This window comes from Aeromicrobium sp. Leaf350, from assembly GCF_916858655.1.
GTDB lineage: Bacteria > Actinomycetota > Actinomycetes > Propionibacteriales > Nocardioidaceae > Aeromicrobium.
This window is the reverse complement of record NZ_CAKASL010000001.1, coordinates 215,507-238,688: the sequence shown is the minus strand read 5'-3', so window position 1 is coordinate 238,688 and position 23,182 is coordinate 215,507. Positions and strand designations below refer to the sequence as shown.

The following is a 23,182-nucleotide window of genomic DNA, read 5'->3' as shown; positions in this document are numbered from 1 at the left end:
GGGAGACAGGACAGGAAGGACGCGGCATGCGCAGGATCGTGGTGACGCAGATGATCAGCCTCGACGGGATCGTCGACAACGAGCAGTCGTGGTTCGACCCGTCGGCCGACACGCCCCAGAACGCCGAGATGTCGGAGGTGACCCGTCAGCACGCGGCGGCGTCCGACGGCTTCCTCGTCGGTCGGGTGACGTTCGAGGAGATGCGCGGCTTCTGGCCGCAGCAGACCGACGACTCGACCGGGGTCACCGACCACCTGAACCGGGTGGCGAAGTACGTCGTGTCGAGGTCGCTCGACGACCCGGAGTGGGAGGGCACGACGGTCCTGCGGGGCGGGGACGGGCTGGCCGACGAGATCAGGGACCTGGTCGCGCAGGACGGGACGGACATCGTGCTCACCGGGAGCATCGAGCTCGCCCACGAGCTGTTCCGGCTCGACCTGGTGGACGAGGTCAGGCTGTTCGTGCACCCGGTCGTCCTGGGGTCGGGCCGGCGGCTCTTCCCGGACGGTTGGGTCCACCGCGCGCTCGAGCTGCTCGAGGAGCGACGTTTCAGCGAGGGCGCCCTCCTGCTGCGGTTCGCGCTGCCGCGGGGCTGAGCGGTCTCAGTCGCCCAGGTCGCGGAGAGCGTCGCGGGCCTGGGCGAGGCGGTCGGCCTCGTCGACCTCCCACCAGTACGGACCCCGCTCGCCGAGCCCGGTCTTGGCGAGCTGTACCCGGTCCCGGGCGCGACGGACGGCTGCCTCGTCGCCGGCGCCCTTGGCCTGCTTGACCGCGGACCGCGCCCGCCCCAAATGGGACTTCAGGGCCTCGACGACGTCCTCGGGCAGCGACGGGTCGGTACGACGCCAGCGGCGTCCGTCGATCACGAGCCAGCGCTCGTCGTCGTCCGTCATGCCGGGGGAGTACCCACGACCGGGCTCAGTCCTCAAAGGTCAGCTCGGTGACCGCCCAGGTGCCGTCGTCGTCCTGCACGACCTCGTAGCCCCGGAAGTTGCCGGAGTACTGGGTCTCGCCGTCCTCGAGGTAGGACTCCTCGTAGTCGATGGAGAACGTGACGACGTCACCCTCGTCGTCGACGTCCATGACCTCGAAGTCGGCGACGCGGCTGTCGGGGTCGATGTCGTGGTCCAGGTCCTCCTCGCGGTGCTCGGCCTCGGCCTCCTCGCACTCGTCCAGGTCGGCGTACCCGGCGATGGGGTGCCTCACGAGCTCCTCGCAGTCGTGGGTCGCGTCGGCGGTGAGGTAGGCCCGGAGCGCCTCCTCGGGCGTGGCTGAACCGGGCGGCGTCGAGGTCACGGACATGACCACGGCGGCGCCCGTGCCGGCGAGCACGAGGACGAGGCCGCCGATCAGCGCCACGAGCGGCCCACGTGAGTGTCGCGTCGCCAGGGGAGGCGAAGGCAGCGGGCGCGAGGTGCTCATCCTGCGACGGTACGAGTGCCGGCCGGCGTGGACCCGGGGGAGCGGTCCCCACCACGTCCGGACGTGGAAGAACCCGGACCGCACGGGTCCGGGTCCGACGAGTACCCCCGGCAGGATTCGAACCTGCGCTTCCGCCTCCGGAGGGCGGCGCTCTATCCCCTGAGCTACGGGGGCCCGGGGTCCGGCGCTTGAGGCCGGACCGTCCGTTTCCGCGCCGAGCCTACCGGACCGCGGATACCGTGGATCAGGTGGAGGAGAACACGGGCGTGGGGAGCGGTCGTCGGGTGCTGGTGGTCGACGACACGGCATCGATCCGCTTCCTGATCCGCATGAACCTCGAGCTCGCGGGCTTCGAGGTCGAGGAGGCGGTCGACGGTGTCGACGCCCTCGAGGTGCTGCGTGCGGCCGAGTCCCTCCCGGACGCGGTCACGATCGACGTCATGATGCCGCGGATGGACGGCATCTCGGCGACGCAGGCCATCCGGGCCGACCCCGCCCTGCGCGACCTCGTGGTCGTCATGGTCACGACCCAGGGTCATCCCACGTCGGTCCAACGGGGCTGGGACGTGGGGGTCGACGCGTACGTCGTGAAGCCCTTCGACCCCGACCATCTCGTGGCGACCGTGGCGGAGCTGGTCGAGAGTGGGCGTCGATAGACTCCGCGGGTGACTCCCGACCAGCTCAGTGACGTGATCGTGTCCGCCCTCGGCCGCCTGGCGGACGACGGGCGCCTGAGCCTGCCGGACCCGCTCCCGACCCACGTCGTCGTGGAGCGTCCGAAGGTCAAGGAGCACGGCGACTACGCCACGAACATCGCCCTGCAGCTCGGCAAGAAGGCCGGTCGGCCGCCGCGCGACCTCGCCCAGGACCTGGCCGGTCTGCTCGCCGAGCACGAGGGCATCGCCTCGGCCGAGATCGCGGGCCCGGGCTTCCTCAACCTGCGCGTCGAGGCCGGTGCGCAGGGTGGCCTCGCCGTCGACGTGCTCGCCGCGGGAGCCGACTACGGCCGCGGCGACGTCTACGCGGGCCAGCGGGTGAACCTCGAGTTCGTCAGCGCCAACCCGACCGGACCGATCCACATCGGTGGAGTCCGCTGGGCTGCGGTGGGCGACTCGCTCGGTCGCCTGCTCTCGTTCGTCGGTGCCGACGTGACGCGCGAGTACTACTTCAACGACCACGGCGTGCAGATCGACCGCTTCGCCCGGTCGCTGCTCGCGGCGGCCCGCGGCGAGGACGCGCCCGAGGACGGCTACGGCGGTCAGTACATCCACGACATCGCCGCCCAGGTGCTCGCTGCGCACCCCGGTGCTGCCGACCTGCCCGGTGAGGAGGCGTCCGAGGTGTTCCGCGCCGAGGGCGTCGAGCTCATGTTCACCGAGATCAAGCAGAGCCTGCACGACTTCGGCGTCGACTTCGACGTGTACTTCCACGAGAACGACCTGCACGAGTCCGGCGCTGTCGACCGGGCGATCACCCGCCTCGACGACCTCGGCAAGATGTACGAGCAGGACGGCGCGCGCTGGCTGCGCACCTCCGACTACGGCGACGACAAGGACCGGGTCGTCGTGAAGTCCGACGGCCAGCCCGCCTACATCTCGGGAGACCTGGCCTACTACCTCGACAAGCGTGAGCGGGGCTTCGACCGCGCGATCATCATGCTGGGCGCCGACCACCACGGCTACGTGTCGCGGATGATGGCGATGTGCGCGGCGTTCGGCGACGAGCCGGGCGTGAACCTCGAGATCTTGATCGGCCAGCTGGTCAACCTCGTCCGCGACGGGCAGCCCGTGCGCATGAGCAAGCGGGCGGGCACGGTCATCACCCTCGAGGACCTCGTGGAGGCGATCGGCGTCGACGCGGCCCGGTACGCCCTGGCCCGGTACTCGACCGACTCCTCGATCGACCTGGACCTCGACCTGTGGTCGAGCAGCACGAGCGACAACCCCGTCTACTACGTGCAGTACGCGCACGCCCGGCTCTCGTCGATCCTGCGCAACGCCGCCGACCTGGGCGTCGTGGTCGACGTCGAGGGCTTCCAGCCCGGCCTGCTCGCGACCGACCAGGAGGGTGACCTGCTGCGCGCCCTCGCCGAGTTCCCGCGGCTCGTCGCCCGCGCGGCCGAGCTGCGCGAGCCGCACCGGGTCGCCCGTTACCTCGAGGCGACGGCCTCGGCGTTCCACAAGTTCTACGACGAGTGCCGGGTCCTCCCGCGTGGCGACGAGGAGGTCAGCGACGTGCACCGCACGCGTCTGGTGCTCGTGGCCGCCACCCGCCAGGTGGTCGCGAACGGCCTGGGTCTGCTCGGCGTCAGCGCTCCCGACAGGATGTGACCATGCGTTCCCACGAGGCAGGCGCCCTGCACGGCCAGGCCGGACACCGCGGCCCCGCCTGGCTGCACCGTCCCGACGACGTCAACGAGCTCGTCGAGCACCTGTGGTCGCGCAACGCGGCCAAGGCCGACGGCGTGCTCACGGTGGCGGGGGAGTCCGCTCCCGAGCTCGCCGAGGAGTACGGCACACCGCTCTACGTCGTCGACGAGGACGACTTCCGGCACCGCGCACGCGCCTTCCGCGACGCGTTCTCCGACGCCGACGTGTTCTACGCCGGCAAGGCGTTCCTCTGCGTCGCCACGGCCCGCTGGGTCGCCGAGGAGGGGCTCAACCTCGACGTCTGCACGGGCGGCGAGCTCGCGGTCGCGCTCAAGGCGGAGTTCCCGCCGTCGCGCATCGCGTTCCACGGCAACAACAAGTCCGAGGCCGAGCTGCGCCGGGCGATCGAGCTGGGCGTGGGTCGCATCATCGTCGACTCCTTCGACGAGATCGACCGGCTCGCAAGCCTCGTGACCGAGCTCGGCGCCACCGCCAAGGTCATGGTGCGTGTCACCGCCGGCGTCGAGGCCCACACCCACGAGTACATCTCCACGTCGCACGAGGACCAGAAGTTCGGCTTCTCGATCGCCGGTGGCCAGGCCCTCGAGGCGGTCCGGCGCATCACGAGCGCCACGGGACTGCAGCTGTGCGGCCTGCACTCGCACATCGGCTCGCAGATCTTCGTGACCGACGGCTTCGAGGTCGCCGCGCGCCGCGTGCTGCGGCTGCACGCCGAGGTCGAGCGCGAGCTCGGTGTCACGATGCCCGACCTCGACCTGGGCGGCGGCTTCGGCATCGCCTACACGACGCAGGACGACCCGCGGGCCCCCGACGACCTCGCCCGCGAGATCACCAAGATCGTCGACGACGAGTGCCACGCCCTCGACATCGGTGTGCCCAAGCTCTCGATCGAGCCCGGGCGGGCCATCGTGGGTCCCTCCACGTTCACGCTGTACACCGTGGGCACCACCAAGGAGGTCGCGCTCGACGGCGGCGCCTCGCGCCGGTACGTCGCGGTCGACGGCGGCATGAGCGACAACATCCGGGCCGCCCTCTACAGCGCCGACTACTCCGCCACGCTCGCCTCGCGGTCGTCGGAGGCCGCCGGCGTGCTGAGCCGCGTCGTCGGCAAGCACTGCGAGTCGGGCGACATCGTGGTCAAGGACGAGTACCTGCCGTCCGACCTGGGCCCGGGCGACCTCCTCGCGGTGCCCGGCACCGGCGCCTACTGCCGCTCGCTCGCGAGCAACTACAACCACGTGCCGCGACCGGCCGTGGTCGCCGTGCGTGCGGGCGAGGCCCGGCTCGTGGTGCGCCGCGAGACCGAGGACGACCTGCTCGCCCTCGACGTCGTCTGACCAGGCTGGGCCTGACCGTGCTGGGCCTGACCGCGCTGGATCAGGCGAAGCAGACGACGAAGCCGTAGCCCCCCGTGGCCTGGAAGCTGTCGACCCGGCGGCCGTTGACGTCGGTGTGGCACTCGATGTTCTGAGACTTCTCGCCCGCCTGCGCGGCAGCGACCATGAGCGGCGACTTGCCCTTGACCGTGAACGTCTGGGTGGTGGTCTTCTTGCCCGGGGGCAGCTCGACCTCACGACCGTCGATGACGAGGTAGGCCGCGGCGGTGAACGCGACGTCCGTCGTGATCGTGAGCGTGACGGTGTGGGTGCCCTCGCCCGTCGCGATCGCGGGCCCCGTGCGCCCTCCGGGTCCGGCCGCGTTGACGTCCAGCTGCTGGGCGAAGTCCGACGCCCCGCCGGGAGCACCGATCGTGCTCGACGGATCGGCGCGCTCGCTGCCGACGATCGGCTCGGTGGCCGCGTCGTAGATCAGCCAGCCCGCCAGGGCCATCGCGACGAGCGCGGTGCCCCCGATCGTCAGGGGCTTGCGGCGGCGACGCGCCCACCGACGCAGACGGCTCCAGGACTCGAGTGCCATGGGTGTTCCTCTCGCGGCCGTCGTCAGGTCGGCCGATGCTACAACGAGCGGGACGCCGGTTCGGTACGTGGCGCGGCTCGTCGGCCTGCCAGTGCCGCCGATAGGCTGACCCCCGTGAATGCCCACGATCGTCCCCTTCGCGTCGCGCTGCTCGGGTGCGGTGTCGTCGGCACGGAGGTGGCCCGACGTCTGACCCGTGACGCCGACGAGCTGGCCCGCCGTGTCGGTGCGCCGCTCGAGCTGGTCGGCATCGCCGTCCGCAACCTCGACACGCCGCGCGACCTGGACGTGCCCGCCGAGATCTTCACCGATGACGCCGCCGCCCTGGTGCGGCGCGGCGACCTCGACATCGTCGTGGAGGTCGTGGGCGGCATCGAGCCGGCCGGCGACCTGATCCGGGCCGCGCTGGAGCACGGTGCCTCGGTCGTCACGGCCAACAAGGCGCTGCTCGCCGATCAGGGCGCCGACCTCTTCGAGGCGGCCGAGAAGGCCCAGCGCGACCTGTCGTTCGAGGCGGCGATCGCCGGAGCGATCCCGATCGTGCGGCCGCTGCGCGAGTCGCTCGCGGGTGACCGCGTGCGCCGGGTGCTGGGCATCGTCAACGGCACCACGAACTACATCCTCGACCAGATGACGACCCTCGGGCAGAGCTTCGACGAGGCGCTCGCCGAGGCCCAGCGTCTCGGCTACGCCGAGGCCGATCCCACGGCCGACGTCGAGGGCCACGACGCCGCCGCCAAGGCTGCGCTGCTCGCCGGCCTCGCGTTCCACACGCACCTGACCCTCGACGACGTGCACTGCGAGGGCATCACGTCGGTCACCGCGGAGGCCGTGCAGTCGGCCGCCGAGATGGGCAGCGTCGTCAAGCTGCTCGCGATCTGCGAGCAGATCGACACCCCGGACGGCCCCGCCGTGGGTGCCCGCGTGCACCCCGCGATGGTGCCGCTCAGCCACCCGCTCGCGAGCGTGCGTGGCGCGTACAACGCGGTGTTCGTCGAGTCGGAGGCCGCCGGAGAGCTCATGTTCTACGGTCCCGGCGCGGGCGGTGCCCCCACGGCCAGCGCGGTGCTGGGCGACATCGTCTCCGCGGCGCGCAACCGCGTGAGCGACGTGTACGGACCCGGCGAGACCTCGCACGCCGACGTGCAGCTGCTGCCGATCGGCAGTGCCCACACGCAGTACCACCTCGTGATCGAGGTCGACGACCGCGCGGGCGTCCTGGCCGTCATCGCCCAGGAGTTCGCCCGGTACGACGTCTCGATCAAGACCCTGCGGCAGGAGGGCCACGGCTCCGACGCCCAGCTCGTCATCGTGACCCACGAGGCCGAGGACGCGTCGCTCGCCGCGACGGTCGAGATCCTGCGAGGACTCGACGTCGTGCGCGCCGTCTCCTCGGTCATGCGCGTCGAGGGAGGCAGCTGATGGCACGACCGTGGCGGGGCGTGATCGAGGAGTACCGCGAGTGGCTCCCGTTCGACGCCGGTGTGAAGGCGCAGACGCTGGGTGAGGGCGGCACGCCGCTCGTGCACTCCGCGTGGCTGTCGCAGCTCGTCCAGGGCGACGTGTTCGTCAAGGTCGAGGGCCAGAACCCCACCGGGTCCTTCAAGGACCGCGGCATGACCACAGCCATCTCGGCCGCCGTCGCGCAGGGGGCGAAGGCTGTCGTGTGCGCCTCGACCGGCAACACCTCGGCCTCGATGACGGCCTACGCCGCTCGCGCGGGGCTGGTGCCGATCGTCCTGGTGCCGCACGGCCGCATCGCGGCGGGCAAGATGGCGCAGGCCGTCATGCACGGCGCCGACATCATCCAGGTCCGCGGCAACTTCGACGACTGCCTCGACCTGTCGCGCGGTCTCGCCAAGGAGTACCCGGTCGCGCTCGTGAACTCGGTCAACCCGATCCGCATCGAGGGCCAGAAGACCGCGTCGTTCGAGATCGTCGACGTGCTCGGCAAGGCTCCCGACCTGCACGTGCTGCCGGTCGGCAACGCCGGCAACATCACGGCGTACTGGAAGGGCTTCGTCGAGTACGAGGCCGCCGGCGTCGTGGCGAGCCGCCCGCGCATCTGGGGCTTCCAGGCCGCCGGTGCCGCCCCCATCGTCCTGGGTCGCGTGGTGCCGGAGCCCGACACCGTGGCCACGGCGATCCGCATCGGCAACCCCGCCTCCTGGACGCTGGCCGAGAACGCTCGCGACGAGTCGGGCGGCCGTATCGACATGGTCGACGACGACGCGATCCTGGCCGCGCAGCGTGAGCTGGGGGCCCGCGAGGGCATCTTCGTGGAGCCCGCGTCGGCCACCGGTGTCGCCGGTCTGCTCGCCGCCGTGCAGGCGGGCGAGGTGGAGCCCGGCCTCACGATCACGGTCACCGTCACGGGCCACGGCCTGAAGGACATCGACACGCCGATGTCGCACCGGCTGGAGGCGCAGGGCGAGAACCTGGTCGACGCCGTCATCGACGTCGACGTCGACGCCGCGGCCGAGGTCGCGGGACTGCGATGAGCGTGCGCTCGACCCCGGTCACCGTACGGGTGCCGGCCACCAGTGCCAACCTCGGTCCCGGCTTCGACGCACTGGGCCTCGCGCTCGGTCTGCACGACGAGATCACGGTCGAGGCGGTCGACTCCGGTCTGCACATCGACGTGACCGGCGCCGGTGCGGGCGAGGTGCCGCTCGACGAGACCCACCTCGTGGTGCAGGCGATGCACGCCGCGTTCGACCTGCTGGGGGAGCAGCCGCCCGGGCTGCGTCTGACCTGCCGCAACGTCGTGCCGCACGGCCGCGGGCTCGGTTCGAGCGCCGCGGCCATCGTCGGTGGTCTGCTCGCGGCCCGCGCCGTCGTGCAGGGCGAGGACCGTCTCGACGACGCCGCCCTGTTCCAGCTGGCCACCGACATCGAGGGGCACCCCGACAACGTGGCTCCGGCGCTCTTCGGCGGCCTGACGATCTCCTGGGTCGACGGCGCCGCTGCAGCGGTCCAGCGTCTCGACTGCCAGGTGCCGGTCACGGTGTTCGTGCCGCCGACGGCCGTCTCCACGGCCGAGGCGCGCGGGCTCCTGCCCGAGACGGTCTCCCACGGCGACGCCGTGTTCAACGCGGGGCGGTCCGCCCTGCTCGTGGCCGCGCTCCTGCACGCGCCGGAGCGCCTGATCTCGGCCACCGAGGACCGGTTGCACCAGTCGTACCGCAGCGCCGCGATGCCGGAGTCCTACCAGCTCGTGCGGTCGCTGCGCGTCGAGGGCGTCCCGGCCGTGATCTCCGGGGCAGGTCCGACGGTCCTCGCCTTCGCGCGCGGCATCGACGACGCCTGTCCGCCGGGATGGGACCTGCACCACCTCGACGTCGACGCCGAGGGCGCGACCGTCCGGTGATACGCTGGCGGAGCCGGAGTTGAGGACACTCCCCGGCACGCCACGAGAACAACCATTCAGGCTCGTTCTGCTCTGATCCGCTTTCGCGCGGACGTGGCGAGACCACCTCTAGAGGGAAACTCATCTGTGACTGACACGACCGAGGCTCCGAACGAGCCCACGAACAACGCGGCTGACGACACGGCCGCCACCACCCGTCCGGCCCGCCGCAGTGGCGGCGCGCTCGGCGGCAAGGTGATCGCCGAGCTGCAGGAGATCGCTGCCGAGCTCGGCATCGACGGCGCCGGCTCGATGCGCAAGGGCGCGCTGATCGACGCGATCAAGCTCGCGCGTGGCGAGACCCCCAAGGCTGCACCGGCCCAGGCCGAGGAGTCCGCTCCGCAGGCCAAGGCCAAGACCGACCGCCCGCGCAAGGCTTCCGCCGAGGCGTCGGCCGACGACGCGTCCGCGAACGACGCCACCCGCAAGGACGCCAAGAACGACGGTGCCAAGAACGACGGTGGCCAGGAAAAGGGCGCCAAGAACGACGGCGCCAAGAACGACGGGCGCCAGGACCGGGGCCGGGGCAACCAGGGCCAGAACAAGGGCAACGGCAACGGCAACGGCAACGGCCAGCAGAACCGCCAGAACAACGACCGCCAGAACAACGACGGCCAGGACAAGGGTCGTGGCGGTCAGCAGGACAAGAACCAGAACCAGGACCGCAACCAGGGCCAGGACAAGCAGGACCGCAACCAGGGCCAGGACAAGAACCAGGGTCCGGACCGCAACCAGCAGAACGACCAGGGTCCGGACCAGGGTGACGACGAGGCCGGTGGCCGCCGTCGCAACCGTCGCGGTCGCGGCCGGGGCAGCCGCGGCGCCGAGGGTGACGTGCAGGTCGCCGAGGACGACGTCCTCGTGCCCGCCGCCGGCATCGTCGACATCCTCGACAACTACGCCTTCGTCCGCACGACGGGCTACCTGCCCAGCGAGAACGACGTCTACGTCTCGCTGTCGATGGTCCGCAAGTGGGGCCTTCGTCGCGGTGACGCCGTCGTCGGCCAGGTGCGTCAGCCCCGCGAGGGCGAGCGCAAGGAGAAGTTCAACCCGATGGTCCGGGTCGACTCGGTCAACGGCATGAACCTCGACGAGGCCAAGCAGCGCTCGGAGTTCGACGCGCTGACGCCCGTCTTCCCGACGCAGCGGCTCAAGCTCGAGACCGACGCGACCAACGTCGTCGGTCGTGTGGCCGACCTGTTCGCCCCGATCGGCAAGGGTCAGCGCGGCCTGCTCGTCGCGCCCCCGTCGACCGGCAAGACCAGCGTCCTGCGCGACCTCGCCAGCTCGGTCACGGCCAACAACCCCGAGTGCCACCTCATGATCGTCCTCGTCGACGAGCGTCCCGAGGAGGTCACGGAGTTCCAGCGGTCCGTGAAGGGTGAGGTCATCTCCTCGACCTTCGACCGCCCGGCCGGCGACCACACGACGGTCGCGGAGCTCGCGATCGAGCGCGCCAAGCGCCTGGTCGAGCTGGGTCACGACGTCGTCGTGCTGCTCGACGGCATCACGCGACTGGGTCGGGCCTACAACCAGGCCGCCGCCGGCCAGGGTCGGGTGCTCACCGACGGCATCGACACCTCGGCGCTCTTCGCGCCGAAGCGTCTCCTCGGCGCTGCGCGCAACCTCGAGAACGGTGGGTCGCTCACGATCATCGCGACCGCGCTGGTCGAGACCGGCTCGCGCGTCGACGAGCTCATCCTCGGCGAGGTCAAGGGCACGGTCACGACCGAGCTGCACCTCGTCGGCGATGCGGCCGCGAAGCGCCTGTTCCCGGCGATCGACCCGGTCGCCTCGGGCACGCGCCGCGACGAGCTGCTCCAGGCGCCCGAGGAGCTGGCCGCGGCCCGCACCTGGCGCCGCGAGCTCGCCGACCTGGAGTCCTCGGCCGCCGTGGCCGCGGTGCTCGAGCGTCTCGGCTCCTCGGCCACCAACGCCGAGGTCGTCCGCCGCCTCGGCTGACACCCACGCACGCCCCGGACCGGCTCGTCGCCTCGTGCGGCGGGCCGGTCCTGCGTCGTCCGGGAGGGTGTCGTCGGCGGCTCACCTGCCGGGCTGGGTCATCGCCTCTAGGCTGATCGTCATGACCACCGCTCATGACTTCACCGCCACCGGCATCGACGGCGCCGAGCGCCAGCTCGCCGACTACCGGGGCAAGGTCCTTCTCGTCGTGAACACGGCGACCCAGTGCGGGTTCACCCCGCAGCTCGCCGGACTCGAGGAGCTGTACAGCAGCTACGTCGACCGCGGGCTGGTCGTCCTCGGGTTCCCGTGCGACCAGTTCGGCCACCAGAACCCCGACGGCGACGAGGAGACGGCCGCGTTCTGCCAGAAGAACTACGGCGTCACGTTCCCGATGTTCTCGGCCATCGAGGTCAACGGTGACGGTGCGCACCCGCTCTACCAGTGGCTCAAGAAGGAGAAGGGCGGCATCGGCCCCTCGAAGATCAAGTGGAACTTCACCAAGTTCCTGGTCGACCCGGAGGGCAACGTCGTCAAGCGCTACGGCTCGACCACCGCCCCCGCGAAGATCGCCGGCGACATCGAGAAGCTCCTCCCCGCCTGACCTCCGCCTCGCGTACCCGGCGGTAGCCGGTGGCGGGGGACAAGCGGGCACGGACACGAAGCCGTCCCTGCCGCCACCGTCACCTCACAGCCGCCCCAGATTTGCGCCGTAATGCGCCATTGTGACCTACCCGAATGGCACATTTCGGAGCAAATCTTGCGAACCCGGTCCGAGGAGCCCGGATCGGTCCGGCCGCGACGGACCCCCTGCTGCGGTCCTTGCCTGCTTGTCCTGTGCCCACGCGCGAGGCGAGCCGCGTCGCCGGCTCCGGCCGAACTTGGTTTCGGTCGGGGCGGGTGGCAGAATAGGAGGTCGGCCCTGGTTCACGAGCGCGACCGCGCTCGACCCAGCGTCACCGAGAGGACACCATGAAGAACGCCATCCACCCTGACTACGTCGAGACCCAGGTCACCTGCACCTGCGGCAACTCGTTCACCACTAAGAGCACCGCCCCCGAGGGCGTCCTGCGCGCCGACGTCTGCTCGGCCTGCCACCCGTTCTACACGGGCAAGCAGAAGATCCTCGACACCGGCGGTCGCGTGGCGAAGTTCGAGAAGCGCTACGGCAAGAAGTAGCTGCTCCGAGGCGCCGGTCACTCCCCGTGAGGGAGTGGCCGGCGCCGTCGTCTGTCCGCACCCGTCCGACGAAGGAGCCCCATGTTCGACGCCGTCACGCCGCTGCTCGACGAGTACGCCGATCTCGAGGTGCGCCTCGCTGATCCCGCGGTCCATGCCGACCCGGCCACGGCCAAGCGCGTCGGGCAGCGGTACGCCGAGCTGGGCGGCATCGTGCGCACGTACCGCTCGTGGGTCGAGGCGGCCGACGACCTGGAGGCGGCCCGCGAGCTCGAGCTGGCCGACGAGGTCACCGAGCTCGAGCAGCAGGTCGCCGACCTGGGTGTGCGGCTGCAGCGGCTCCTCGTGCCGCGCGACCCGGCCGACGGCAAGGACGTCATCGTCGAGATCAAGGGCGGTGAGGGTGGCGACGAGTCGGCCCTCTTCGCGGCCGACCTCCTGCGCATGTACTCGCGCTTCGCCGAGACCCGCGGCTGGAAGGTCGAGCTGCTCGACAGCACCGAGACCGCCCTGGGCGGCTACAAGTCCGTGACCGCGTCGGTGAAGTCCGGCAAGACCACCGACCCCGGCGAGGCGCCCTTCGCGCTGCTGAAGTTCGAGGGCGGCGTGCACCGCGTGCAGCGGGTGCCCGTCACGGAGTCGCAAGGTCGCATCCACACCTCGGCGGCCGGCGTCCTGGTGCTGCCGGAGGCCGAGGACGTCGACGTCCAGATCAACGACGCCGACCTGCGCATCGACGTGTTCCGCTCGTCCGGTCCCGGTGGCCAGAGCGTCAACACGACCGACTCGGCCGTGCGCATCACCCACGTGCCGACCGGCATCGTCGTCAGCTGCCAGAACGAGAAGAGCCAGCTGCAGAACAAGGACCAGGCGATGCGCATCCTGCGCTCGCGCCTGCTCGAGGCGGCGCAGGCGGCTGCCGACGCCGAGGCCTCGCAGGTTCGCCGTTCGCAGATCCGCACGATGGACCGCTCCGAGCGGGTCCGCACCTACAACTTCCCGGAGAACCGCATCTCCGACCACCGCACGGGCTTCAAGGCCTACAACCTCGACGCCGTGATGGACGGCGCGCTGGGCGACGTCATCGCCTCGCTCGTCGAGGCGGACCTGGCCGAACGGCTCGACGCGCTGGCCGAGGGTGGTGCGCGGTGACGGTCCGCTCGCAGGCGGAGCGTCTGCTCGAGCAGGCCACGGCGATGCTCGCCAACGGGGGAGTCGCCTCGCCGCAGAACGACGCCGAGCTGCTGCTCTCGCACGTCACCGGCTCGCCGCGTGCCCTGGTGCGTCGGGCGTCGGTCTCGGAGATGGCTCGGCGCACGTTCCTGGAGATGATCGAGGCTCGTGCCCGCCGGATGCCGCTGCAGCACCTCACGGGCTCGGCGGCGTTCCGGTACGTCGACCTCGAGGTCGGGCCGGGAGTGTTCGTGCCCCGTCCGGAGACCGAGGTCATGGCCGGCTGGGTCATCGACCAGGTCGCGCACCTGGAGGCGCCCGTGGTCGTGGAGCTCTGCGCCGGGTCGGGCGCGATCGCCCTGAGCGTCGTGCACGAGGTCCCGCACGCGCGGGTGCACGCCGTCGAGCTCGACGAGGGCGCGTTCGAGTGGGCGGTCCGCAACCTTGCCGGAACGGGGGTCGACCTGCGTCAGGGTGACATGGCCGACGCGTTCGGCGACCTCGACGGCACCGTCGACGCGGTCGTCGCGAACCCGCCCTACATCCCGCTGGACGCGTGGGAGAGCGTCGCTCCCGAGGTGCGTGACCACGACCCTGCGCTCGCGCTCTGGTCGGGCGAGGACGGCCTCGACGCGATGCGCGTGGTCGAGCAGGTCGCTCGTCGCCTCCTGCGCAGCGGGGGAGTCGTCGCCGCCGAGCACGCGGACGCGCAGGGCGAGTCGGCCCCGGCCGTCTTCGGCGGCGCCGCCCACGAGGAGCCCTGGCTGCAGGTCCGCGACCACCCCGACCTGGCCGGACGCCCCCGCTTCGTGACGGCTCGACGCCCCTGAGTCGTACATTCGTCCAAATTAAGTGACGAAACTCCTCCCGAATCGTTGTGACGGGAGTCACTCGCGTTTACAGTGACTCACGCGCAGGGACGAGGCGAAGGGGCATCATGACGTTGCAGGAGGGAGCGCGCCGAGGCGTGCCGACGCGGGTCGGTGGCGCCACCCGTGCCCTCCGCACGAAGTTCCTCGACGGCGTCGACACGTTCGGCGAGATGGTGCTGCTCGGCCTGGGAGCGCTGCGCTTCATGGTGGTCGACATCGTGCGCCGCCGCTTCTCGTGGCGCGAGTTCTTCGACCAGGCGTGGTTCATGACCCGCGTCGCGTTCCTGCCGACCGTGCTCGTGGCGATCCCGTTCGGCATCATCATCGCGATCCAGGTCGGCGCCGTGGCCCAGCAGATCGGTGCCGTCTCCTTCACGGGCGCCGTCAACGGCATCGGAATCCTTCGCCAGGCCGCACCGCTCGTGACCTCGCTGCTCATGGCCGGTGCCGTCGGCTCGGCGATCTGCGCCCAGCTCGGGGCGCAGACCGTGCGCGAGGAGGTCGACGCGATGAAGGTCATGGGTCTCAACCCCGTGCAGCGCATCGTGGCGCCGCGCATCGCGGCGGCGATGGCCGTCGGCTTCCTGCTCAACATCGTCGTGGCGGCGACGGCCATGCTGACCGGCTACGTCATCAACGTCGGCGGCGGGCACGTCAGCTCCGGGGCGTACCTCGCGTCGTTCATCTCCTTCGCGCAGCCGACCGACCTGGTCCTGGCGGAGGGCAAGGCCGTGATCTTCGGCTTCCTGGCCACCGTGATCGCGGCGCACAAGGGCTTGAACGCCAAGGGTGGGCCCAAGGGCGTGGCCGACGCGGTCAACCAGTGCGTCGTGATCGCCGTCATCGTGCTGGCGGTCGTCAACGTCGCCATCACGCAGGGCTACTCGATGCTCGTGCCCGCGAGGATCGCGTGACGACCCTCGGAGCCGGCGTGGGCGCGGCGCGCGACCGGGGCACGGCGGGGCTGGCCACGATCGGCACGTTCACGACCTTCCTGGCCCGAGCCGTCGCCGCCGTGCCGATGACGCTGCGCCACTACCGGGCCGAGACGTTCCGCATCCTGCTCGACATCAGCTGGGGCACCGGCGCGATCCTCGTCGGCGGCGGCACGGTCGGCGTCATGGTGCTGCTGGCGCTCTCGGCCGGCACTTCGCTGGGCATCGAGGGATTCAACGGGCTGGAGACGATCGGCCTCGCCCCGCTCACCGGCTTCGTCTCGGCCGTCGTCAACACCCGCGAGCTCGCCCCGCTCGTCGCCGCCCTCGCCCTGGCGGCGCAGGTCGGGTGCCGGTTCACGGCACAGCTCGGCTCGATGCGCACCAGCGAGGAGATCGACGCGCTCGGCGTCATGGCGGTCCCCGCGATCCCGTACCTCGTGACGACCCGCATCATCGCCACGATGCTGGCGATCCTGCCGCTCTACATGATCGGCCTCGCCGGCTCCTACCTCGCGTCGAGGCTCGCCGTGACGGTGCTGTTCGGGCAGCCGTCGGGCACGTACGACCACTACTTCGGCACGTTCATCGCGACCTCGGACGTCATCCTGTCGGTCGTCAAGATCGTGGTGTTCGCCTTCGCCGTCGCGGTCATCCACTGCTGGTACGGCTTCATGGCCACCGGCGGCGCCGAGGGCGTCGGCGAGGCCACGGGCCGCGCGATCCGGGCCAGCATCGTGGTCGTGGTCGTGCTCAACATGGTCATGACGCTGCTCTTCTGGGGCGGCGATCCCGGGGTCAGGATCTCGGGGTGACGCCATGACCGCCGCGTACATCTCCCGCGACCTCGAGCACCGGGGTGGCGCGCTCGTGCAGCGCGGCGTCGCGACCGTGATCGTGCTGGCGCTGGTCGTGGCCGGCTTCTTCGCGGTGCAGGGCGGCGTCTTCAGCGACCAGGTCGACGTCCAGGCCCAGGTCGACGACGTGGGCGGCGCCCTCGCGGTCGGCAACGACGTGAAGCTCCGCGGTGCCATCATCGGTCGGGTCACGTCGATCGAGGCGCGTGACGAGGGCGTGCGACTCGGTCTGAGCCTCGATCCCGACGAGGCCGACCGACTGCCCGCCGAGGTCACGGCCCGCATCCTGCCGGCCACCGTGTTCGGCACGTCGTTCGTGGACCTCGTGCCGCCGGAGCGGCCGGCCGGCACCTTCCAGGCGGGCTCGGTGATCCAGCAGGACCCGTCGAGCCGCACCCGAGAGCTCCAGGACGCCCTCGACTCGAGCTTCGAGATCCTCACCGCCGTCGAGCCGGCGCGGCTCTCGACGACGCTCGGGGCGTTCGCGCAGGCGCTCGACGGCCGCGGCGAGTCCCTCGGTGCCTCGCTGGTGACGCTCGACCGCTACCTGACGCGGCTCGAGCCCCAGCTGCCGCAGGTGGGCGAGGACCTCCGGCTCCTCGCGACCAACCTGACGACGATCGCGCAGGTCGCGCCCGACCTGCTCGACGCGCTCGAGAGCTCGTTCGTCACGACCCGCACCGTCGTCGACCGGCAGGCGGACCTGGCGTCCGTGCTCACGGGCGGCGACGACCTGGTGGACGAGGCGCAGCTCCTCGTCTCGAGCACCCAGCCGGCCTTCGTGAAGGCCGTCACGCAGTCGGCTCCGCTCGTCGAGACGATGTTCGACCGCCGCGCCGGGTTCGCCGAGACCTTCGACTCCCTCGTGGAGCTCGCGACGATCGGGGCGACGTCGTTCACCGATCCCGACGCAGGCGCCACGGCCGGCGGCTACCTCGAGACGACGGTCGAGATCGTCGTGAACACCGACGCGCCGTACACCGCCGCCGACTGCGCGGTGTTCGGGCCGCCGGCGTACCGCGCCGCCGCCGGCAGCTGCGGCGGCTCCGGCCCGGCCACCACCACGACCTCGCCGGCCGACGACGCGGCGCTGGTCGCGGAGATCCAGGGGCTGCTGGCGCAGCTGGAGTCGGTCGCCGCATCCGACCCGAACGGCATCGGCGACCTGCTGACCCGCGGGTTCGTGGGCGGAGGTGGCGACTCGTGAACTACGGGGTCCGCATCAAGTTCCTGCTGTTCGCCGCGGTGGCGCTCGTCATCATGCTCGTCATCTACAACACGATGATGAACCGGGTCTCCGGGGAGTCCACGACGTACCGGGCGGACTTCGAGTCGGTCTCCGGTCTGCGCCCGGGCGACGACGTGCGGGCCGCCGGTGTGCGCGTCGGCCGTGTCGAGGCGATCGGCCTGACCGACGGCAACGCGGCGCGGGTCGAGTTCACGCTCGGCTCCGGACAGGAGATCACGGGCACCACGACGATCTCGGTGCGCTACCAGAACCTCCTCGGCCAGCGGTACCTCGCGCTGCAGCCCGGTGACGAGCCCGGGGAGGTGCTCGACGCCGACGAGGTGATCGGCGCCGCGCAGACCGACCCGGGCTTCGACCTGACGGCCCTGCTGAACGGCTTCGAGCCGCTGTTCGACACGCTCGAGCCGGCAGCCGTGAACCAGCTCGCCTCCTCACTCGTGGCCGTGCTGCAGGGCGAGGGTGGCACGGTCGAGGCCCTGCTCGACCAGACCGCGACCCTGACGCAGGACCTCGCTGCCAAGGACGACGTCATCGGTGACGTCCTGGCCAACCTCACGCCCGTGCTCGACGACTTCAGCGCCCAGCAGGCGGAGTTCACGACGACCGTCGACCGGCTCTCCGAGCTCATGACCGGTCTCGCCGCGGAGCGCGAGGTGCTGACCGGCTCGTTCGACGGGATGTCGGAGCTCGCCCAGGCGGCTGCGTCCCTGACCGAGCAGATCCGCCCCGACCTCGACTCCACGATCGGCTCGCTGCGCGACGTCGCCGACCTGCTCGTCGGTCACCAGGCGGCGCTCGACCAGCTCTTCGCGTCGGCGCCCGCCGGGTTCGACTCGTTCACGCGCCCCACCAACACCGGCACCTGGCTCAACATGTACATCTGCATGATCTCGGTCGAGCTCGCCCCCGGCACGCTGATCGACCTGGGCAACCCGGCCGGCCCGTACTCGGAGGTGTGCTCGTGAAGGCGGCGAGCCGGCTGCGCGAGCCGCGGACGGTCGGACTGCTCGGCGTCGTCGCGGTCGTGGTGGGCGCCCTGGTCGTGGTGTTCCTGAGCACCGCGAGCCTCGGCAAGAACCACGCGACGGCCATCATCGAGCACACCGCGGGCCTGCGGGTCGGCGAGGAGGTGCAGGTCTCCGGTGTCGGCGTCGGCGAGGTCACCGCGATCCGTCTCACGAAGGACGCCGTGGCGGTCGAGTTCACGATCGACGCGGACGTCGACCTGGGCTCGACGACCTCGGCGTCGGTCAAGGTGGCCACGCTGCTCGGCACCCACTACCTCGAGATCTCGCCGTCCGGCAGCGGCACGCTCGCCGACGACACCATCCCGCTGGACCGCACCGACGTCCCGTACAACCTGCAGGACGTCATCGACGGCACGCAGGAGCAGCTGTCCGAGCTCGACGAGGACGGTCTGGCCGAGGCCATGACGGTCGTGGCGGACGTGCTGGGACGCACGCCGGAGGAGGCGCAGGCGGCGTTCGCGGGCGTCGAGGCACTGTCGTCGGTCGCGGTGCAGCGCACCGACGAGCTGGCCGCGCTGCTCGACGCGTCGGCCGCGTTCACGGGGATGCTCGTCGACCAGCAGGACGAGATCCTCGTGCTGCTCGACCAGTCGGCCCTCGTGCTGGAGGCCCTCACCTCGCGGCAGACGGCGATCGACGCGCTGCTGGTCGACGCGCAGAGCCTGGCCGACCAGGTCACGGGCCTGCTCGCCGACACGGCCGACGACCTCGACCCGCTCATGACCAACCTCACGGAGTCGCTCGACCACCTCTACGAGGTGCGCGACTCGATCACGTCGACCGTGACGAGCCTGTCGACCATGACGGTCTACCTGGCGAACGCCTCGGGCAACGGGCCGTGGATCGACCTGCACGTGCCGTCGGCGATCCCGGACAACCTCTTCTGCCTCAGCCCCTCGCGGGAGTGCTCATGACCAGCCGGTGGATCGTCCGTGTCGCCGGCCTGCTGGCGGTGCTTCCCCTGCTCGGCGGCTGCCTGGGGGTCGGCGAGCAGGAGACGCGCCTGACCCTGCAGTTCTCCGACGCGACGGGGCTGTTCCGCGGCAACGACGTCGGCATCCGTGGGGTGTCCGTCGGGCACGTCGAGTCGATCACCCCTGCCGGCGCCTACGTCGAGGTCGAGGTCGTCGTCGACGGCGACGTCGACATCCCGAAGGACGTCGGAGCCGTGATCGTCTCGCGGTCCGTCGCGACGGACCGGTACGTCGAGCTGACCCCCGCCTACACCTCCGGTCCGCGCATCGAGAGCGGTGCGGTGGTCGCGATGGACCGGACGAGGACGCCGGTCGAGTTCGAGCAGCTGCTCGGGTCGCTGGAGGACGTCTCGTCCGCGCTCGGCTCCATCGACGGCTCGGAGGGTCCGCTGCACGCGCTGCTGTCGTCGACCGCCGTCACCCTGCAGGGACAGGGCCAGACGATCGCGAACGGGCTCGAGGACCTCGCGGTCGTGCTGTCGACGGTCTCGGGATCGTTGCCCGCGGTGGAGCAGAACCTCACGAACCTCGACACGCTCACCCAGACGCTCGCCTCCAACGACGCCCTGGTGCGCGACTTCGTCACCCAGGTCACCGACGCCACCGTGATGCTCGACGGCCAGAAGCTGCAGATCGAGGCGACGTTCGACGCGATCACCGCGATGCTGCAGGGGCTCTCCGACTTCTCGGCGACCCACCGCGAGCAGATCTCGGCCCAGATGGAGGACTTCGTCGCCCTGTCGGACGAGCTCGTCGCGCACGAGCAGGAGATCACGCAGCTGCTCCAGAACGGGCCGCTCGTGACCCAGAACCTGCCGCGTGCGATCGACGACCGCGGTCGTCTGCGGTTCCTGACCCGCCCGGCCGACCTGATTCCGGGACGGTCGACGCTGCAGGAGATCTGCCACTCCGCCGTGCTGGTGTGCGACACGCTCAACCTCGACGAGGCCACGATCTTCGACCTGCTCGACCTGCTGCGAGGGGAGCGCTGATGAGCCGCCTCGGGAACACCCTCGCGACGGCCGGCGTGCTCGGCGCGCTCGCGGCCGGACTCGCCGGCTGCGGCACGACGGCGGCCGACCTGCCCCTGCCCGGCAGCTCGATGCCCGGCGAGACCTACCGGATCACCGCGACGTTCGACGACGCCCTCAATCTGGCGCAGGGCGCGCCGGTCAAGGTCGACGGCGTCTCGATCGGTCGGGTCGACTCGATCTCGGTCAAGGACCTCAAGGCCGTGGTCGAGATGGAGATCGACGACGACACCGAGATCGGGACCGGAGCGGACTTCCGGCTGCGCAGCACGACGGCGCTGGGCGAGCTGTTCGTCGACGTCGTCGACGACCCGGCCGACACCGAGGTGCTCGCCGACGGCGACGAGGTGGCCCCCGAGCTGGCCTCGGCGGCCCCGACCGTCGAGGACACGCTGTCGGCCGCGTCGCTGTTCATCAACGGCGGCGGGGTGGGCCAGATCCAGACGATCGTCGACGAGACCAACCTGATGATCGGTGGGCGCGAGGACACCCTGCGCGACGTGCTGCAGCGCGTCGCCAGCACCGCCGGTGCCGTGACCGACCTCAGCGGCGACATCGACGCCGCCCTGTCCTCGATCTCCGCCGCGTCCCAGGTGCTGGCCGACCGTCAGGCGACGATCGACCGCGCGCTGACCGAGATCGCGCCGGCCGCCGAGGTGCTCGACGCCAACACGGCCAGTCTCGTCGACCTCCTGGCATCGATCGACACCCTGGGCCAGGTCGTGGTGCCGACGATCGAGCAGACCGGCGACGACATCGCCGCGATCGTCGCGCAGTCCGGACCGGTGTTCGAGCAGGTCGCCTCGATCGAGCCGCGGATCGAGGAGGGCGTCACCCAGATCCTCGCCTTCGTCGCCGGTCTGCAGACGGGGGTGCCGGGGTCCTTCCTCAACACGCACCTGATCTTCCAGGGGTCGCTCAGCATCGGCGACCTCACGCTCGTGGCCCCGAGCACCGAGGGCGCCCCGACGCCCGACGTCGCCCCGAACGCGGTGCAGGACCTGACGCAGCTGCCCCTCATCAGCAACCTCACGGGTCTGCTGCCGACGGCCCCGGCCGCCGGGGCACCCGCGAGCGGCGGGGCCGGGCTCCAGGACCTCCTGGGCGTCCTGACGGGGGGATCCCGATGAAGCGGCTCCCGCTCCGCCTGATGGTCCCGGCCGCCGCCCTCCTCGCGGTCTTCCTGCTGACCACGGTGTACGTCTACCAGAACTTCCTCGGCGGCTCGATCTCCCAGCGCCCCACCACGGTGACGGTGCAGCTCGAGGAGACCGGGGGGCTCTTCGAGCGGTCGTCGGTCACCTACCGGGGCGTGAAGGTGGGACGGGTCGTCGAGATCCGCACGACCGAGACCGGCGTCGAGGCCGAGATCGCGATCGACGCGGGCGTCGAGGTCCCGTCGTCGGCGCGAGCCGTCGTGCGCAACCTGTCGCCGGCGGGCGAGCAGTTCCTGGACCTGCAGCCGGAGGACGACGAGGGCGCCGTGCTGGCCGACGGCGACGTCATCCCCACGGACCGCACCGACACGCCGACGACCGTCGCCGAGTCGCTGCAGGCGATCGACACGTTGATGTCGCAGATCGACCCCGAGGACCTGCGGGTGACCCTCGACGAGCTGAGCGTCGCGTTCGCCGACCCCGACGACCTGGCGACGGTCGTCGACTCCGGGCAGGAGATCCTCGCGTCGCTCGACACGTACTGGCCCGAGACGGAGCGCATCATCACGGGGTCCGCCACGGTGCTCCGGACCGGTGTCGACCTCGGGCCCCAGCTGCGCACGCTCGCCCCGGCGGCCAACCGCCTGACGGGGTGGCTCGCGGCCTACGACCCGAAGCTCCGCAGCATGCTCGAGACCACGCCCGCCCAGGTCACCGAGCTGCGCGCCTTCACCTCGACCGTCGCGATGCAGCTGCCGGCGATGCTCACGACGATGGGGGAGTTCACCGACATGACGCTGCCCTACCGGCCGCACCTGTGGCAGTTCCTCGCCGACGTGCCGCAGGGGTTCTCGGACTTCGCCACCACCATCACCGGCGGCCGGCTCCACGCGGTGATGCTGGTCGACACGCGCCCCGGCGCGGAGGCCGTCTGCCGGTACGTGCCCGACGGGTCGGCCACCGACCCGTCGCCGGTCGTCGTCGACCCGACGCGCGCCTGCACGAGCGAGTTCGGGCTGCAGCAGCGCGGCTCGGCGAACGCCCCCGGCCCGGTCGGGGTGCTCGCGCCGTGACGCGCGCGCCCGCCTCCGTGGCCTCCGACGTCGCACGGCGCCTGCGGCAGCGCGACCGGTCGCCCTGGGTCCTCGCTCTCGGCTTGGCCCTCGCCGTGAGCCTGGTGGCGCTGGCGGTCGTGTCGTGGCAGTGGCGGTCCGACGTGCGCACGCACGAGGCCGAGTCCGAGGCCCGCAGCGTCGCCGAGGACCGCACGGGGCAGCTGCTCACGTGGAAGGCGGCCACCCTGGACGAGGACGCCGCCTGGGCCGACGAGGGGGCGACGGCCGACTTCCGCGCCGACTACGACGTCATCATCGACGGCCTCCGGGAGACCTACGGCGCGCTCGGTGCGTCGTCGACCGGCACGGTCCTCGCCTCGTCGCCGCGGGCCACCTCGGCCGACGAGGTCGAGGTGACCCTCTTCGCCCGTCAGAGCGTCGCTCAGGCGACCTCCGGCGACCCGACCTGCGTGCTCTCCTCGATCGTGCTCACGATGGTGCGCCAGGACGACGCCTGGCTCGTCGACGCGCTCGAGGCTCCCGGTGAACCGGTGCAGGTGCCGTGCTGAGCG

General features: G+C 71.3%; 24 protein-coding genes and 1 tRNA gene. 21 read left to right on the top strand and 4 right to left on the bottom strand.

The annotated features are described in order from the left end of the window. The first annotated feature begins 26 nt into the window (after window positions 1-26). Window positions 27-596: a dihydrofolate reductase family protein gene (locus LO931_RS01230; protein ID WP_229051381.1), complete on the top strand. Its 570-nt coding sequence runs from the start codon at window positions 27-29 to the stop codon at window positions 594-596. A 6-nt stretch (window positions 597-602) separates the two neighbouring features. Here the strand turns inward: LO931_RS01230 and LO931_RS01225 are convergent, their stop codons facing one another. The 3 genes from LO931_RS01225 to LO931_RS01215 all read right to left on the bottom strand — a co-directional run bounded on the left by LO931_RS01225 (window position 603) and on the right by LO931_RS01215 (window position 1,596). Beyond that, window positions 603-893, bottom strand: coding sequence for a hypothetical protein (locus LO931_RS01225; RefSeq protein ID WP_229051380.1), 291 nt, complete (start codon window positions 891-893; stop codon window positions 603-605). Between the two features lie 25 nt (window positions 894-918). Then, entirely contained in the window at window positions 919-1,422 is a 504-nt protein-coding gene (locus LO931_RS01220) for a hypothetical protein (RefSeq protein WP_229051379.1), read from the bottom strand. 102 nt (window positions 1,423-1,524) lie between these two features. Further along, window positions 1,525-1,596: transfer RNA gene (locus tag LO931_RS01215), tRNA-Arg, on the bottom strand. A gap of 74 nt (window positions 1,597-1,670) precedes the next feature. On the opposite strand from LO931_RS01215, the gene LO931_RS01210 reads away from it, so the two are divergent. From LO931_RS01210 to lysA, 3 genes are read left to right on the top strand one after another with little or no spacing between them, the layout of a single operon-like run. Then, window positions 1,671-2,078, top strand: a complete 408-nt coding sequence (locus LO931_RS01210) for a response regulator (RefSeq protein ID WP_229051378.1) — start codon at window positions 1,671-1,673, stop codon at window positions 2,076-2,078. A gap of 9 nt (window positions 2,079-2,087) precedes the next feature. After that, entirely contained in the window at window positions 2,088-3,752 is a 1,665-nt protein-coding gene (gene argS / locus LO931_RS01205) for an arginine--tRNA ligase (RefSeq protein WP_229051377.1), read from the top strand. Between the two features lie 2 nt (window positions 3,753-3,754). Beyond that, entirely contained in the window at window positions 3,755-5,149 is a 1,395-nt protein-coding gene (gene lysA / locus LO931_RS01200; protein ID WP_229051376.1) for a diaminopimelate decarboxylase, read from the top strand. 40 nt (window positions 5,150-5,189) lie between these two features. Here the strand turns inward: lysA and LO931_RS01195 are convergent, their stop codons facing one another. Further along, window positions 5,190-5,729 (bottom strand): hypothetical protein, encoded by a 540-nt coding sequence (locus LO931_RS01195; protein WP_229051375.1) that lies wholly within the window; start codon window positions 5,727-5,729, stop codon window positions 5,190-5,192. Window positions 5,730-5,834: 105 nt separating this feature from the next. Here LO931_RS01195 and LO931_RS01190 point away from each other — a divergent pair, with 105 nt between their 5' ends. From LO931_RS01190 to LO931_RS01110, 17 genes are all read left to right on the top strand, one after another. Further along, window positions 5,835-7,151, top strand: a complete 1,317-nt coding sequence (locus tag LO931_RS01190; protein ID WP_370636083.1) for a homoserine dehydrogenase — start codon at window positions 5,835-5,837, stop codon at window positions 7,149-7,151. After that, entirely contained in the window at window positions 7,151-8,230 is a 1,080-nt protein-coding gene (gene thrC / locus LO931_RS01185) for a threonine synthase (protein ID WP_229051373.1), read from the top strand. Before LO931_RS01190 ends, thrC begins: the two co-directional genes overlap by 1 nt. Continuing rightward, window positions 8,227-9,099, top strand: coding sequence for a homoserine kinase (gene thrB, locus LO931_RS01180; protein ID WP_229051372.1), 873 nt, complete (start codon window positions 8,227-8,229; stop codon window positions 9,097-9,099). The genes thrC and thrB overlap by 4 nt, the downstream gene beginning before the upstream one ends. A 126-nt stretch (window positions 9,100-9,225) precedes the next feature. Continuing rightward, complete coding sequence (gene rho, locus LO931_RS01175; protein WP_229051371.1) at window positions 9,226-11,100, top strand: transcription termination factor Rho; 1,875 nt, start codon at window positions 9,226-9,228, stop codon at window positions 11,098-11,100. A gap of 121 nt (window positions 11,101-11,221) precedes the next feature. After that, window positions 11,222-11,704, top strand: a complete 483-nt coding sequence (locus tag LO931_RS01170; protein WP_229051370.1) for a glutathione peroxidase — start codon at window positions 11,222-11,224, stop codon at window positions 11,702-11,704. A 368-nt stretch (window positions 11,705-12,072) separates the two neighbouring features. Beyond that, complete coding sequence (gene rpmE, locus LO931_RS01165; protein WP_229051369.1) at window positions 12,073-12,279, top strand: 50S ribosomal protein L31; 207 nt, start codon at window positions 12,073-12,075, stop codon at window positions 12,277-12,279. Between the two features lie 81 nt (window positions 12,280-12,360). Beyond that, the gene (gene prfA, locus LO931_RS01160; RefSeq protein ID WP_229051368.1) at window positions 12,361-13,431 is read left to right on the top strand and encodes a peptide chain release factor 1; all 1,071 of its coding nucleotides are present in this window, start codon (window positions 12,361-12,363) and stop codon (window positions 13,429-13,431) included. Then, the gene (gene prmC, locus LO931_RS01155) at window positions 13,428-14,282 is read left to right on the top strand and encodes a peptide chain release factor N(5)-glutamine methyltransferase (protein ID WP_229051367.1); all 855 of its coding nucleotides are present in this window, start codon (window positions 13,428-13,430) and stop codon (window positions 14,280-14,282) included. The genes prfA and prmC overlap by 4 nt, the downstream gene beginning before the upstream one ends. A gap of 107 nt (window positions 14,283-14,389) precedes the next feature. After that, complete coding sequence (locus tag LO931_RS01150) at window positions 14,390-15,238, top strand: ABC transporter permease (protein ID WP_229051366.1); 849 nt, start codon at window positions 14,390-14,392, stop codon at window positions 15,236-15,238. Continuing rightward, window positions 15,235-16,074, top strand: coding sequence for an ABC transporter permease (locus LO931_RS01145; protein WP_229051365.1), 840 nt, complete (start codon window positions 15,235-15,237; stop codon window positions 16,072-16,074). Before LO931_RS01150 ends, LO931_RS01145 begins: the two co-directional genes overlap by 4 nt. Before the next feature lie 4 nt (window positions 16,075-16,078). Beyond that, window positions 16,079-17,323: an MCE family protein gene (locus LO931_RS01140; RefSeq protein ID WP_229051364.1), complete on the top strand. Its 1,245-nt coding sequence runs from the start codon at window positions 16,079-16,081 to the stop codon at window positions 17,321-17,323. Further along, complete coding sequence (locus LO931_RS01135; protein WP_229051363.1) at window positions 17,320-18,330, top strand: MCE family protein; 1,011 nt, start codon at window positions 17,320-17,322, stop codon at window positions 18,328-18,330. Before LO931_RS01140 ends, LO931_RS01135 begins: the two co-directional genes overlap by 4 nt. Continuing rightward, window positions 18,327-19,307, top strand: coding sequence for an MCE family protein (locus LO931_RS01130; protein WP_229051362.1), 981 nt, complete (start codon window positions 18,327-18,329; stop codon window positions 19,305-19,307). Before LO931_RS01135 ends, LO931_RS01130 begins: the two co-directional genes overlap by 4 nt. Beyond that, window positions 19,304-20,359: an MCE family protein gene (locus tag LO931_RS01125; RefSeq protein WP_229051361.1), complete on the top strand. Its 1,056-nt coding sequence runs from the start codon at window positions 19,304-19,306 to the stop codon at window positions 20,357-20,359. The genes LO931_RS01130 and LO931_RS01125 overlap by 4 nt, the downstream gene beginning before the upstream one ends. After that, entirely contained in the window at window positions 20,359-21,528 is a 1,170-nt protein-coding gene (locus tag LO931_RS01120) for an MCE family protein (protein WP_229051360.1), read from the top strand. The genes LO931_RS01125 and LO931_RS01120 overlap by 1 nt, the downstream gene beginning before the upstream one ends. After that, window positions 21,525-22,628: an MCE family protein gene (locus LO931_RS01115; protein ID WP_229051359.1), complete on the top strand. Its 1,104-nt coding sequence runs from the start codon at window positions 21,525-21,527 to the stop codon at window positions 22,626-22,628. The genes LO931_RS01120 and LO931_RS01115 overlap by 4 nt, the downstream gene beginning before the upstream one ends. After that, complete coding sequence (locus LO931_RS01110) at window positions 22,625-23,179, top strand: hypothetical protein (protein ID WP_229051358.1); 555 nt, start codon at window positions 22,625-22,627, stop codon at window positions 23,177-23,179. Before LO931_RS01115 ends, LO931_RS01110 begins: the two co-directional genes overlap by 4 nt. Window positions 23,180-23,182: the final 3 nt, after the last annotated feature.

Bases quoted from the DNA above. Each gene is read 5' to 3' on its own strand.
- LO931_RS01120 (WP_229051360.1), top strand. From the start codon at position 20,359: ATGAGCCGCCTCGGGAACACCCTCGCGACGGCCGGCGTGCTCGGCGCG.
- LO931_RS01150 (WP_229051366.1), top strand. From the start codon at position 14,390: ATGACGTTGCAGGAGGGAGCGCGCCGAGGCGTGCCGACGCGGGTCGGT.
- thrC (WP_229051373.1), top strand. From the start codon at position 7,151: ATGGCACGACCGTGGCGGGGCGTGATCGAGGAGTACCGCGAGTGGCTC.
- prfA (WP_229051368.1), top strand. From the start codon at position 12,361: ATGTTCGACGCCGTCACGCCGCTGCTCGACGAGTACGCCGATCTCGAG.
- LO931_RS01230 (WP_229051381.1), top strand. From the start codon at position 27: ATGCGCAGGATCGTGGTGACGCAGATGATCAGCCTCGACGGGATCGTC.
- LO931_RS01220 (WP_229051379.1), bottom strand. From the start codon at position 1,422: ATGAGCACCTCGCGCCCGCTGCCTTCGCCTCCCCTGGCGACGCGACAC.
- LO931_RS01115 (WP_229051359.1), top strand. From the start codon at position 21,525: ATGAAGCGGCTCCCGCTCCGCCTGATGGTCCCGGCCGCCGCCCTCCTC.
- LO931_RS01195 (WP_229051375.1), bottom strand. From the start codon at position 5,729: ATGGCACTCGAGTCCTGGAGCCGTCTGCGTCGGTGGGCGCGTCGCCGC.
- LO931_RS01170 (WP_229051370.1), top strand. From the start codon at position 11,222: ATGACCACCGCTCATGACTTCACCGCCACCGGCATCGACGGCGCCGAG.
- thrB (WP_229051372.1), top strand. From the start codon at position 8,227: ATGAGCGTGCGCTCGACCCCGGTCACCGTACGGGTGCCGGCCACCAGT.
- LO931_RS01140 (WP_229051364.1), top strand. From the start codon at position 16,079: ATGACCGCCGCGTACATCTCCCGCGACCTCGAGCACCGGGGTGGCGCG.
- rpmE (WP_229051369.1), top strand. From the start codon at position 12,073: ATGAAGAACGCCATCCACCCTGACTACGTCGAGACCCAGGTCACCTGC.
- LO931_RS01125 (WP_229051361.1), top strand. From the start codon at position 19,304: ATGACCAGCCGGTGGATCGTCCGTGTCGCCGGCCTGCTGGCGGTGCTT.
- lysA (WP_229051376.1), top strand. From the start codon at position 3,755: ATGCGTTCCCACGAGGCAGGCGCCCTGCACGGCCAGGCCGGACACCGC.
- LO931_RS01225 (WP_229051380.1), bottom strand. From the start codon at position 893: ATGACGGACGACGACGAGCGCTGGCTCGTGATCGACGGACGCCGCTGG.